This window comes from Pseudoalteromonas piscicida (assembly GCF_000238315.3).
Lineage (GTDB): Bacteria > Pseudomonadota > Gammaproteobacteria > Enterobacterales > Alteromonadaceae > Pseudoalteromonas > Pseudoalteromonas piscicida.
This window is the reverse complement of record NZ_CP011924.1, coordinates 270,989-283,424: the sequence shown is the minus strand read 5'-3', so window position 1 is coordinate 283,424 and position 12,436 is coordinate 270,989. Positions and strand designations below refer to the sequence as shown.

At 42.9% G+C, this 12,436-nt stretch carries 17 protein-coding genes; 12 read left to right on the top strand and 5 right to left on the bottom strand.

Annotated elements, in window-relative coordinates; translation table 11 throughout:
- The first annotated feature begins 5 nt into the window (after nt 1-5).
- Both PPIS_RS01490 and PPIS_RS01485 read left to right on the top strand, forming a co-directional pair.
- Entirely contained in the window at nt 6-188 is a 183-nt protein-coding gene (locus PPIS_RS01490; protein WP_010369565.1) for a hypothetical protein, read from the top strand.
- Nucleotides 189-220: 32 nt separating this feature from the next.
- Nucleotides 221-433 carry a hypothetical protein gene (locus PPIS_RS01485; protein ID WP_010369567.1) on the top strand — a complete coding sequence of 71 codons (213 nt, stop codon included), beginning with the start codon at nt 221-223 and terminating at the stop codon, nt 431-433.
- 46 nt (nt 434-479) lie between these two features.
- Here the strand turns inward: PPIS_RS01485 and PPIS_RS01480 are convergent, their stop codons facing one another.
- Nucleotides 480-1,097 carry an HAD family hydrolase gene (locus PPIS_RS01480; protein ID WP_010369570.1) on the bottom strand — a complete coding sequence of 206 codons (618 nt, stop codon included), beginning with the start codon at nt 1,095-1,097 and terminating at the stop codon, nt 480-482.
- A gap of 96 nt (nt 1,098-1,193) precedes the next feature.
- Nucleotides 1,194-2,120, bottom strand: coding sequence for a LysR family transcriptional regulator (locus PPIS_RS01475; RefSeq protein ID WP_010369574.1), 927 nt, complete (start codon nt 2,118-2,120; stop codon nt 1,194-1,196).
- Between the two features lie 112 nt (nt 2,121-2,232).
- Between PPIS_RS01475 and PPIS_RS01470 the strand changes: the two genes are divergently transcribed.
- The 7 genes from PPIS_RS01470 to PPIS_RS01440 all read left to right on the top strand — a co-directional run bounded on the left by PPIS_RS01470 (nt 2,233) and on the right by PPIS_RS01440 (nt 7,260).
- Complete coding sequence (locus PPIS_RS01470; protein ID WP_010369578.1) at nt 2,233-2,652, top strand: VOC family protein; 420 nt, start codon at nt 2,233-2,235, stop codon at nt 2,650-2,652.
- Between the two features lie 13 nt (nt 2,653-2,665).
- Nucleotides 2,666-3,787, top strand: a complete 1,122-nt coding sequence (locus PPIS_RS01465) for an alkene reductase (RefSeq protein WP_010369581.1) — start codon at nt 2,666-2,668, stop codon at nt 3,785-3,787.
- Complete coding sequence (locus PPIS_RS01460; RefSeq protein ID WP_010369584.1) at nt 3,784-4,335, top strand: YbhB/YbcL family Raf kinase inhibitor-like protein; 552 nt, start codon at nt 3,784-3,786, stop codon at nt 4,333-4,335. Before PPIS_RS01465 ends, PPIS_RS01460 begins: the two co-directional genes overlap by 4 nt.
- Before the next feature lie 2 nt (nt 4,336-4,337).
- Nucleotides 4,338-5,276 carry a polysaccharide deacetylase family protein gene (locus PPIS_RS01455; protein ID WP_010369587.1) on the top strand — a complete coding sequence of 313 codons (939 nt, stop codon included), beginning with the start codon at nt 4,338-4,340 and terminating at the stop codon, nt 5,274-5,276.
- 12 nt (nt 5,277-5,288) lie between these two features.
- A complete protein-coding gene (locus tag PPIS_RS01450; RefSeq protein ID WP_010369589.1) occupies nt 5,289-5,807 on the top strand; it encodes an ester cyclase in 519 nt (172 codons plus the stop codon).
- A gap of 160 nt (nt 5,808-5,967) precedes the next feature.
- Complete coding sequence (locus tag PPIS_RS01445) at nt 5,968-6,921, top strand: tyrosine-type recombinase/integrase (protein WP_010369592.1); 954 nt, start codon at nt 5,968-5,970, stop codon at nt 6,919-6,921.
- A gap of 18 nt (nt 6,922-6,939) precedes the next feature.
- Nucleotides 6,940-7,260, top strand: coding sequence for a class I SAM-dependent methyltransferase (locus PPIS_RS01440; RefSeq protein ID WP_010379545.1), 321 nt, complete (start codon nt 6,940-6,942; stop codon nt 7,258-7,260).
- Between the two features lie 378 nt (nt 7,261-7,638).
- On the opposite strand, the gene PPIS_RS01435 is transcribed toward PPIS_RS01440, so the two are convergent.
- Nucleotides 7,639-8,643, bottom strand: a complete 1,005-nt coding sequence (locus tag PPIS_RS01435; RefSeq protein WP_010379547.1) for a hypothetical protein — start codon at nt 8,641-8,643, stop codon at nt 7,639-7,641.
- Between the two features lie 550 nt (nt 8,644-9,193).
- Between PPIS_RS01435 and PPIS_RS01430 the strand changes: the two genes are divergently transcribed.
- From PPIS_RS01430 to PPIS_RS01420, 3 genes are read left to right on the top strand one after another with little or no spacing between them, the layout of a single operon-like run.
- A complete protein-coding gene (locus PPIS_RS01430) occupies nt 9,194-9,487 on the top strand; it encodes a hypothetical protein (RefSeq protein ID WP_010378422.1) in 294 nt (97 codons plus the stop codon).
- Nucleotides 9,488-9,802 (top strand): hypothetical protein, encoded by a 315-nt coding sequence (locus PPIS_RS01425; RefSeq protein WP_010378419.1) that lies wholly within the window; start codon nt 9,488-9,490, stop codon nt 9,800-9,802.
- A 48-nt stretch (nt 9,803-9,850) separates the two neighbouring features.
- Nucleotides 9,851-10,078, top strand: coding sequence for a histidine kinase (locus tag PPIS_RS01420; RefSeq protein WP_248694123.1), 228 nt, complete (start codon nt 9,851-9,853; stop codon nt 10,076-10,078).
- Nucleotides 10,079-10,105: 27 nt separating this feature from the next.
- Here PPIS_RS01420 and PPIS_RS01415 read toward each other — a convergent pair whose 3' ends face one another.
- Nucleotides 10,106-11,245 carry a PAS domain-containing protein gene (locus PPIS_RS01415; protein ID WP_010378414.1) on the bottom strand — a complete coding sequence of 380 codons (1,140 nt, stop codon included), beginning with the start codon at nt 11,243-11,245 and terminating at the stop codon, nt 10,106-10,108.
- Between the two features lie 105 nt (nt 11,246-11,350).
- On the bottom strand, nt 11,351-12,430 hold the full coding sequence (locus PPIS_RS01410) for an NAD(P)/FAD-dependent oxidoreductase (protein WP_010378412.1): 1,080 nt from the start codon (nt 12,428-12,430) through the stop codon (nt 11,351-11,353).
- Nucleotides 12,431-12,436 lie beyond the last annotated feature (6 nt).

The window sequence follows — 12,436 nt, the reverse complement described above, 5'->3', positions numbered from 1 at the left end:
ATAAGATGAAATTAACACTAAAAAAAAGAAAGATAAAACAACTGAACCATACTGCAGGCTTGGAAAAAGCCCAAACACCAAACATCGCGGGAGGTTATTTAACCGCGGGTTGTGACAGAGAAATAACCGAGTTATGCAACACGAAAGCATTTGGTTCTTGCTATAACTGTGGCTCTCTTCGCTGTTAATACGCTTTCTTACCACCCAAAGGAAATGAAAAATGAAAATTAAACTGAATAAAAAGCCGCTTAAAAACTTAAACAATGCTCAAGCTATTACGCCACAAGCAACCCCCCAAATTGGTGGTGGTGTAAACCGTTTGACTGATTTGGACTGTGTACCGACTAACCGCCACGATTGCCGTACAGGTGCTATCTCTTGTTACGGTGATCACGACTGCGCTTTCACCAATAGACAGTATATGTGCGATTAATTCTTTTTAGGCCCGCACTTGGGCCTATTTTGGAGTCTCAACCCGATCAAAACACCAATCCTAGCTCACGCAACTCGCGCTCAGCTTGCGCCGCATTAAAAAACTGAATGCCATGTAATCCGACCTGCTTTGCACCTTCAACGTTCGCTAAGACATCATCAAGAAAAACACAGTCATCTGCCGCCAGTTGGTAGCGCTCCAGTAAGTGAGTAAAAATAGCTTTACCGGGCTTCATGCAGCCAAGCTCAGCAGAAATAATTTCTCCGTCAAAGTGTTGCCAGAAAGTATGACGCGCTTTTAGGTGGCTCACAATCTCATGCACATTGTCGGTGAGGGCATATGCACTATATCCAGCCGCCTTTAGGCGCTGCATCAGTGAAAGCGTGCCATAAAGTGGGATCAGCGATTCTTTGATATAAAAGAACAGTTCGTCAGCTTGCTCAGAGGTTAAGTGACAGGTTTGCATAAAAGCGTGCTTGGTGTCTGCTTCAGTCAGTTCTCCTCGATTAATCGCAAACCAAATCTCACTGTGGAACAACTGCTTAGCTAGACTCTCAACGTCGCATTGGTTGCCAAAGGTAAGCCGAACTATCTCCTCTGGTGACCACCTCACAAATACGTTACCAACGTCAAAAATTACGTGTTTAATATTGCCAATTGCCATCCTTGAACCTCTTTAGTTAATTTAAATATGAGCGTTTATTATGCATATCTTTATCACTTACGCACGGCTAATTCGTTAGACTTCATTGAAATAAAATCAATCATGCATTTGTTGTAAATACTCGCTAAAAAAGGTGAGAAAAGCTTTGACTTGACGAGGTTGAAACTGCCTAGATGGATAAATAGCTTGCAGCGCGACTTTATCTGAGTCCGTTGGACTAAATCCCAATGTTTGAGTTGGCAACAACTCCACCAATCGTCCCGCTTTAATATCTTTGTGAACATCCAGCCACGACTTAATAGTGATCCCAAGCCCTTGAATAGCCCAGTTCCGCAATACTTCTCCATCTGAACTCACTAAACAGGTAGGCACGGTTTCAATGATGCTTGCTTGCGTGTCTCTGTCGATAAAATACCAATCGTTTAGCGCCTGTCCTGCTCTTTCCAGTACTAAACAGCGATGTTGCTGTAATGCTTGATAGCAATCTGGTGTACCATACTGTTCGAGATAGTTTGGGGCGGCAACCAGCATTCTGCGGTTGTTTAACAGAGGCCGAGATATCAAGCTGCTATCATTTAAATTACCATAACGAATGGCAATATCAGTGCCAGACTCAACTAATTTGACTAAGCCCTCCCCTAGGCTCAGGTTAACCACCACCTGTGAATGCTGCGTGGCAAACTCCGCAACGGCGGGAACCACGTACTGACGGCCAAAGTCTGAGCTTGCTGCAATTTTGAGTGTGCCTCTCAAATCAGGATCGGCATCTTGCAGTAGCGCCTCCGCCGCCGCAACCTCCTCAATAACTCGCACACATCCTTGGTAAAACCGCTCTCCCGCTTCTGTCAGTTTGATACTTCTGGTGTTTCGAGTGAGTAAACGGGTTTTATAGTGCGCTTCAAGTGCATTGATCCGTGCGGTCATGCTCGCAGGAGAAAGCCCTAATACTCGCCCTGCCGCAGCCAGGCCATCAGAGCGCACCACTTGAACAAAAAGCGCCATATCGTCTGCTTTGCTTTTCATTATTCACCTTTTATGAAAAGTAATTTTATATATAAGCCAATTATCAAATATTAATAAACAAATAGACTGTTCTCAACGCATAAATCGCTAACACCAATGGAGGTAACACACCATGCAGTTAGATCACTTTTTGTTTAGAGCACGTGACATGGCAAAGATGGCAATCTTTTTTGAGCAGGTGCTTAGGCTTAAAGAAGGCTTACGTCCACCTTTTCCATTTCCAGGAAAGTGGTTCTATGGCGACCAACAACAACCTTTCATTCATCTGGTTGAACAATCTCCACATACCCAAGCACAGGTTGAATACCTTGGCTCTGTGCAAACCGCAAGCATGGGTACTAGCAACATAGATCATATTGCATTTCGTGGTGATGATTACCCTGGGTTAATCGCCCGACTAGAGCGTTTTGGCGTTCGCTATGTGGAACGAGATGTCCCCGTTAGCAATGAGCATCAGGTTTTTATCTTTGCACCTGAATCTCTAAAAATTGAAGTGCTGTTTCCACGCCACATCAACTCACTTGTCCAATAATTAGGAGAATACTATGTCTGATCCATTGTTATTTACGCAGAAAAAAATCGGTAATTTAATCTTACCAAACCGCATTTTGATGGCACCAATGACCCGCTCTCGAACAACACAACCGGGAGATATTCCAAACCAGTTGATGGCAAAGTACTACGCCCAACGCGCTTCGGCAGGGCTTATCATTAGTGAAGCCACACAAATCTCTTGTCAGGGCAAAGGATATTCATTTACTCCCGGAATTTATACCGCTTCGCAGGTTGCCGGATGGAAGGAAATCACCCATGCAGTACATCAAAAAGGTGGTCGTATTTTCTGTCAGCTTTGGCATGTCGGTCGTATGTCTCACTCTACTTTTCATGAAGATGGCCAACCCGTCGCCCCCTCAGCACTCGCGCCTGACGCACAAGTGTGGGTAGTCAATGAAAAAGGAGTGGGTGAAATGGTCGATTGCCCGACACCACGCGCGCTGGCAACCCAAGAAATACAGAGCATAGTCGAAGATTATGTTCATGCGGCTGAAAATGCCATGATGGCAGGGTTTAATGGCGTTGAGATCCACGCTGGTAACGGCTACTTAATTGACCAGTTTTTACGCCGCAGCTCTAATCAACGTCATGATCAATATGGTGGCTCGAAGGAAAACCGAATTCGCTTTGCGGTTGAAGTTATCACCGCGATTAGCCAAGCAATTGGGCCTGAAAAAGTAGGGATCCGATTAGCGCCTTTTATTACTCAACGTGGCATGCAAGACGAAGAGGCCATTGATACTATCTTGCTCGCCGCGGAGCACTTTAACCGCCTAGGCATTGCCTATGTGCACTTAGCTGAAGCAGACTGGGATGATGCGCCGGTCGTGACGGAGAGTTTTAGGCAAGCACTAAGAAGAAAATTTCACGGCGCCATTATTGTGGCGGGAAATTACGAGCCAGAGCAAGCCGAAGCCCTTATTGAACAAGGCCTAGTCGACTTTGTGGCTTTTGGTCGCAAATTTATCTCCAACCCAGATCTCGTATACCGTCTGATTCATCAATTACCTTTGAGTCCAATCAACCCTGATGCGCCTTTATTTGGTGGTAGCGAGCAGGGCTACACCGACTATGCAGATTTTCAACAATTAAGAGCAAAAGGTGCAATATGAAACCATTATTACTGAACTTATCCCTAGCCTCTATGGCATTACTCGGTGCAACCAATGCAATCTCAGCACCTGAGTTTACACTAGAAAGCCCAGATCTTGTTGCCGAAAAATCTATTCGACCATTTCAATACTGGGATCAATTTGGCTGCGAGGGAAACAGCACACGGCCAACCTTAGTTTGGTCAAATGCACCTAAACAAACCAAGAGCTTTGCGGTGACATTTTACGATCAAGACGCGCCAACCGGCAGCGGATTTTGGCACTGGCAAGTGTATAACCTGCCCAAAGACACCACGAGGCTCGCAGAAACTTTACCAAGCCAAGCCATTGAAGGTAATACGGATTTAGGAAAGCCTGGGTACTTTGGCCCGTGCCCGCCTATTGGTCGCAAGCATAAATACACCTTTACCGTGCATGCGCTAGATGTAGTTACACTCCCCGTGCCAGCTGGTGCAACGGCACCACTTACTGGATTTTTTATCCACCAGCATAGCTTAGCGCAGGCAACACTTTCTGTGTATGCAGGCCCAAGAGCCGCAGGAGAATAACCATGCGTACCACGTTGACCACAAGTATTCGAGCACTACTAACAGCAACCGCCCTGCTTGCAGGCACAGCCCACGGCGCTGAAGTAGAGTCTGGCAATTACTGGCCTGATGATGCTCAACTGGTGATCTCTATCTCCATGCAGTTTGAAGCAACCGCACAAGACCCAAGCGATCCAGGGCCATTTCCTCAGCAAGAAGCAGGCTACCCCGACACCGTCGCTCTTACTTGGTATCAGTATGGCATGAATGAAGGGATCCCACGATTGCTTAAGCTTTGGGATAAGCACAACATCAAAGTGACGTCCCACATGGTAGGAAAAGCTGCAGAGCTCAATCCTGAACTTGCCAAAATGGTGGCTCAAAAGGGGCATGAGATTTCAGGTCATGGACAAAACTGGACACCACAATACTCGATGACACCCGAAGCAGAACGAGCATCTTATATTCACAGTGCAGACGTGCTTGAAAAGATCACAGGGCAAAGACCACAAGGCTTTAATGCGTTTTGGATGCGCCACTCTGAGCAAACATTAACTATTTTGCAGTCCCTTGGCTTTGTCTATCATATTGATGACTTATCTCGGGATGAGCCTTCGTTTACCCCGGTTAATGGCAAGCCCTTCGTGGTGGTGCCTTATACCTTTAGAAATAACGATATCGTGCGCTATGGCGGCAGTTCCGCAATGACAGCAAAAGCCTATTTGCAAGAGTTAAAGGACGAATTTGATGTGCTTTATGAAGAAGGAAAATCCCAGCGCCGTATGATGTCTATCAGTGCACACGACAGGCTCGCAGGCAGTCCGGCTCGCGTAAAAGCACTTGACGACTTTATTCGTTACGCAAAATCGCACCCAAAGGTTAAGTTTATGCGCAAGATAGACATCGCGAAATGGACCCTAAAGCAGCAAGACGTACCAACCAACCCAGAGCGCGTGTTTTAGAGGTGCTCGGTAATGATTAAACATGCTTTAATTTTAGCACTAAGTGTCAGTGCGACTATAGCATTAGCAGCACCCAATGAGGAGTTACCCGTAGCAAAGGTTGCGCAAATTTGTGACTCAACACAATGTCAAATAGCCGCGAATGCCGTATTGCAATACGCTGCTTTTTGGCACAGTGGAGACACTAAGTTTGCGAGACAGGCACTAAGTAACACATTTACTGATATGACATTACCAAGAGGTAGAAAGCAAGGCTTGAAAGGCGTGCTAGAAGCCTCATCAGGATTTCGTCGCGCAGTGCCAGACCTGAAAGCAGAAGTCGAACACTTACTAGTCAGTGGTTCATTTGTCACGGTACGACTACGTTTCTTTGGACACTTCAGCGGCCAATTTGGTGAGCACCAAGGAGCAGGTCAAGCCATTGATTTTCGAGCCGTCGATGTTTACTACGTTGATGGTGAGAAAATCACTAAAAATTGGCATCTAGAAGACTACCATACGCTCTTTGAACAAATGCAGATTAGCGAATAAACAATTATTGTCATAATACCGAGGCTCCGACTTGGAGCCTATTTAACAACACGCTTGTATTCTACATTCCTTTAAATCAATTGATTATATACAGTTTTTATCAACAATCTGTTCTAATACGGTCACTAAATTAGGTATTAGCAAAAGTAGATTTATCGCAGTGCAATCAATAAACCAACTTTCTCAACAGTTCATTTCCCTGTGTAAAGATAAACGTAAACTCTCAGATCACACCTTGAAAGCATATCAAATTGACCTAAAGCAGTTTATGCAGGCACTTGATGAAAATAAAAGCATTAAAGATATTAGCAAAGTAGACTTATCACAGTTCCATCAATTTCTGGTTGATGCAGAGCTATCAAACACATCAATAAAGCGCAAAATGGCGTGTGTAAGGGCTATGTTCCAGTGGCTTGAGCGAGAGGAATTCATCGAGCTTAATCCTTTTCATAAATTCCAGCTAGACATTAAGCTACCCAAAAGATTACCAAGAAACGTACCACACTCAGACTTGAAACGCTTGCTCAAACAAGCCAGAAAAAACTGTAAAAACTTATGGGTAGAATCATCAAACACATATAGCATCAGTCAAAAGCGCATGCTAAATGAATTTACTTCACTCATCGCGTTAGAACTTATGATTAGCACAGGGATCCGCGTCTCTGAGCTTGCTGGAATTTGTTTAACTGACATCTATATCAACGAAAAGAAGATTAAAATCTTAGGTAAGGGAGCCAGAGAACGGTTTGTGTATCTCACAGATCAAGAAATAGCCAAATTACTCAAGAACTATATTGAAAGCCGCGCTATTTGCGCACCACATTGCGATCATTTACTGATTAATAGCCGCGGGGAACCCGCCTCAACGCAATTCTTACGCAAACTAATCAAAAAACTTAGTCAACAAGCATACACCCAACTCAAAGTCACTCCACACATGCTAAGGCACAGCGCGGCATGCGAACTACTTGAATCAGGCCTCGACATTCGATTCGTCCAACGGTTGCTCGGACACAGTAGTATCTCAACCACGGAAATTTATACCCATGTTACCGACAACGCGCTGCAAAAAAAGATCACTAAAGCCAATGTAAGGAAACGAATTGCTAGTTAGTAAGGATAACTACTAATTATGATTGAAGAGTGTGATGTAAGAGATAAGTATAATAAGCTTCAGAATATCTGGGATATTTCCGATCAATGGCACTATCACACCTACAGAAAAATTAAGCAGTATTTATACGATTATTTAAGCATAGAAGATGGTGTGAAATTATCAGAAAGAGTATTACTTGCGGGTTCAGGAGGTAACTCTTACGGAATATCTGGTGATTTTATTTATCATCTAGATATAGCAGAGAATTTATTAAATTTTGAGGACAAATCAATAGTAGGCTCTGTGACAAACATTCCTTTTTTTGATGAGTCATTTGATATTGTAATATGTGTGTAGGTTCGGTACTAAATTATGTTGATGCACAGCTTGCTATTAAAGAGCTTAATCGAGTAACAAAAAAAGGTGGAGTTTTAGTTTTAGAATACGAAACTAGTAATAGTTATGAATTTATATTTACAGACAAGTACAAGGAAAGTGTAACTCCGATCCACACCTTTTATAATGGAGAAAGCGAACATCTTTGGCTTTATTCTATTGATTACATAAACTCAATTTTACACAGTTTTAACTTGTTAGAGAAAAAGAGCAACTCGATACATATCATATCCACACTGCTCTTACGAAGTACAAGTAACCCGAAACTATCTTCCAAACTCTCCAAGTTAGATCCTTTTTTTCAAAGGGTTAACATACTAAAAAGAGGTGGATGTAACTTTATGGCTTTCCTTTTAAAATGTCGCTGAAGGTTTTAGATACAACTTTTAGTACCTCCAGTGCACGCGACGAGAACAAAGAAAGAAAAAAGACGAAACTAACGGAAAGAAAACCATAAAAGTAAAAGAAATCATCTTTATCTATTTCTGTTTTTTTAATAAAAAACACTAAAGATAACGCTAATACCAAAAATAAAAAAGTCAATTTTACCGACAGACCTAAATGTTGAGTAGGCTGTGCAGTTGTTGTCTTTACTATACTTTCATATGCTTTATCACTTCCACCTTTAAAATAAACATCATCAACGAGAGATGTCTTTGCGGTGCTATAAAGCTCTTGAGCTTTTTCCTTGTATAAAATAACTTTATCTTCCTCGTATACTTCAAACCACCTTGAGTAATGTTTAATATACAGCATGTGTAGTAAATCCAATGCGGTTTCTTTCCTTAAACTACAATGAAGAGGCCTAGGATTTAAAAATAAATGTGCAGGAACCTTGCTTTCATGATTGCTAGCTGAAAGCTCTAATTGCCAATAATCAAGATCCAACTCATAAAATCCAATCATGCCTAGTAGCTTTTTCATCAACTCAAAATTATCACTTTGATGATAAGGCTGATCTATCAAGGCTAGCTCTACAACGGAAAAGCTTGAGCTGGGAAATTTACTCTCAATATACTGGGCAAGCTGATCTGCAAACTCAAAAAAGGTATTGTTCTTCCTATATCTTTCATCTATGGATATATAGTCAATAACAACTATATTTTCTTCAACGAAATAGGTTAGTTGAGTATAGCCAATAACTATTTCATTATTTGAAAAAACAAGGACATGGAACTCATCATCAAACTTTTTGTTATAGTTATCTAGCCAATAAGTAATTGTATTAGTTTCCGTTCTAAGAGCAGGGTGTGTGTACCTAGAGTATATCGATAATCCTTCGATATACTTTTGATCTTTAGAGCTCACAACTCTTTCTAATGAATAGTGTGAATTGAGATTCATAATTAGTAGTTATCCTTACATCTTTTTCTATGCCAAATAAAACCAGACCACGGACCAAACTGCAACAAAAAATTACATAAATTCAACAAAAGTGCTGTGCTAACTCATCCCAAAACCACAATTTTTATTTTCGAAACCGCAAAAATCCTCCTTCCATGCAAGCAGACAAAATAAAAATTTCAATAATTTCAGTTAATTAAATTTTGGCATGCGACTTGTTATCTACTGAGTAATAACAACCTTCATTCCACCAGAGATATCAACATGGATATACAAGTCGAATATAAAAAGCGCAACAAGGTTAACTGGTTGTGGGCTGTTGGCGGAACCATTTTCGCCGTAGTTATTATATGGCTGCTAATACAGTCCTCAGCGCAGGCATCTTTGCCCATAGCGAAAACATGGATTGCAGAAGTCCAGCAAGGGGATTTAGAGGTCAGTGTATCTGGATATGGACAGCTTAAATCGAAAACGCCGCGTTTGATAAGTGCCGCAAGCGATGCCACGGTTGAAGAAATTGTGTTGCGCCCGGGTTCCCGACAGCATCATCATGAGGTTACAAGATGCAAATTTGGCCCAATCTTTAAAAGATGCCAAACGCAGTTTGGCGCAATCGCAAGACCAATATCTACAACTCGATATCAATCAACAACGAGAACTGCTGTCTCATCAGGCGGATTTGGAAATTCTGAGATCTGAGTTAGAAAGTGCCGAACTGGAGGTTACCGCTCAAGGAGAATTGGTTGAAGATGGAGTTGTTTCTAAACTCGACTACCAACGCGCGGTACTTACCCATCGCCAGCTGAAACGTCGCATTAATATTGAGCAACAGCGAATATCATAATTGCAGACCTTACACAAAGCCAACCTGCAGCTTGCGCAGTCGAATATTGATGCCTGTAATGAAGTATTTTTATTGGTTCAAGATAGGGTGAATAAGCTCACCGTACGGGCTGGGATCAAAGGGGTATTGCAGCAACTGCCCAGCCCCATCGCAATTTTCGATAACAATACCGCCTTGGTGCATGCCAATGAAGCCTTCTCAAATTGGATTGGCAAACCATGGCAAAGCCAGCGTTTGTTAAAAGCGCATAAGTTTAGCCTTGAGTATCATAGTAGACATTGGCGCTTTAACCACCCTACTCTAGGTGATGAGTGACAGCTTCGCTATAGTGAGCTTACCATTGCAGGCATGCAGGCACACTTGGTGATCCTGACTGATGTGCAAGCGGTTGTCAGCCAAGCTCAGCGCGACGCTTGGCAAAAAATGATCAGAGTACTCAGCCACGAGATTCATAATTCTCTCTCGCCGATTAAGTCACTTGCTCAAACCTTGATAGAAATTCCCACCACGCAAGAAAATCAAGTCGATTTTGAACAAGCACAAGGCGCAATTGCTCATATTCAGCTTCCACTGACGGCAGAGAATAGGTGAGTGTTCATCGCCACTTCTAGGCAACATTTATTCAGACATTTTAAGCATCGCAATCAACTGACGGCCAGCAGCAATGGTATTGGTTTCACCACTATAGATGTTGTCGCATTCTTTCGATTCAAACACTTCTTTAATCCAAACAAACAAATCTTTGTTAAACATCACCAGCATCTCAACGGGAATATCTTTATCGTGCAAATGCGCCGTTAAACATTCTGCAACCTCATCAATTAATAACGCGCCATCATTAAACTCAACACAAAAATACAAGCTATTAGCCAATTCTTTGTACAACTTTACAATTAGTTCAATACGTTGCTGTGAATATCCGTTGGCTTGAATAAGGCCAACTTCGGAATCTACCTCTTCTACGGCTTCAAGTAAACATGCAACATCATCGCCTTCTATCGGACACTCAAGCCAAAATTCGCTGGCAGATTCCGCCTCTTTTTGCAATTTACTTGAAAATGCTCCGAGGTCGTCTGGGCCCATATCGAAAAAAGCATCATCGAATAGATCATTGGCGGCTTCTGAGCGTAAATTACCGTTGAGTAATTTTTCATTTTTCTTGAGCTCTTCGAGGGTTTCATCAAACAATTCAATTGCCTCTGGCGCAATCTTTCCTCGATCTCTTTGGCGTCGCGCTTCAGGCCCAACAAATGCCTGATTATGTGAGATTTTAAAGTAAAACTTCTTAAAGACTTCTGTCGACTCTTGGATTTGTTCTGCGAGTCGACGCAGATTAGTTAAGTCTTTTTGCATCGAAATATAATGTGTCACCTCCCCTTGCTCATTACGAATAGCGGAAATATTCCACTCTACCGGATACATACTGCCATCTTTACGATAGTTGATAGAGGATCCGTAGAAAAAGCCGTTGCGCTCAAGGGCATCGCTTAGCTTAGCAATAACGCTTTTATTACTTTTAGGCCCTTGTAAAATCGCCGGAGAATTGCCAACAAGCTCTGCGAGCTCATAACCCGTATGCGTACAAAACTTTTTATTGGCGTAGACGATGCGGTAGCCATTTTCCCTATCTGCATCGGTGACAACCACCGCATGATGAGAATGCATAAGTACTTGTTTTAATAATTCTATTGCTGAGGTTTGCTTTAGTAACTGGCTGAAAAACAAGGTTTCTTCAATGTTATCTTGCTGGATAGGCATATAGCTTCCTTAAACCAAACACGGCTTATTTATATACCTTTAAACAGTAGCTCAATTATCGTTACCTGCTACTTTTTCAGCATCAAAACAAAACAATAATACCTGTTAACCGATTAACTTTGACCCCTCGTAAAAGTGCTGTCGATGCTCAAGGTAACGCATCCACACTCTATCCATTTGCGACTGATATAGTTTTGCGCCATGTTTGTAATCCATGCCGTGCAACAGCAGCATATCCGCAAGTTGCATGCTGCTGGTCATGGCATGCAACATACCTTGCGAAGAGAGCGGATCAAAGCTCATGCTCGCATCACCCACCGCATACCAGCCTTTTGCTGCGCAACTATCCAAACGGGCCGAATTTGCACTTACCATTGGATGCAGGTGTGCTGTTTCTATATTCACCAAGTCCACTAAGGTGTTAAACCCCCTCACCTGCTTTACTTTTGCTAAAAAATCTCGAGCGCTGGTGATGTTGCACTTTTTGATCGCATCAGCGCAAGCCTGCCAAGAAAACACCCGCGGCTGCATATTGGAGTCGAGTGAAGAGCATGCCGCGCTCGGTGCACTATACCACCAGCCATTTTCTTCATCGCTTATCACCGCAAACTGTTTCGTCGTGGCAACCTCTGCGGTAAGCCACAGTGCCATTTGCTTATCAAACTGTTGTAGTTTTGCACCGAGTCGCCTCGCCAGATGACAGGCGCGACCGGTGGCATCAATAAGCAGTGTTGTCGTGATAGACATGTCAGTGTCGCAGCCTTCAACCCTAACTTGCCACCCTGATTGTGTTTGCACCACATCAGTGAGCTTTGTAGAGGATAACAAAGGGATACCACGAAGCACTAATTGATCACGAAGCTGCTGTTCAAAATGCTGCCGATGAATGTGCCACCCCAAACCATCGGGGTTTTTAACGTTATCCACTATGGTAGGCGATTCACTGCCCCAAAACGAAATCATACCGTGACAAGTGAGATGTTCCGGGCTTTGTAATAAGTGCAACAGGTTAAGCTTTTTGAGAATTCTAGAGGCCGCTGGCGGTAAACACTCGCCCACTTTGTCTTTAGCTGTAGCGAGCTTATCGACTACTATGACCTGATAGTGGGGATGCAAAGCAAGTGCAGCAATGCATCCAGCAATGCCTGCACCTACAATGACAATATCCGATTTCCTTTCAGCCATATTAGC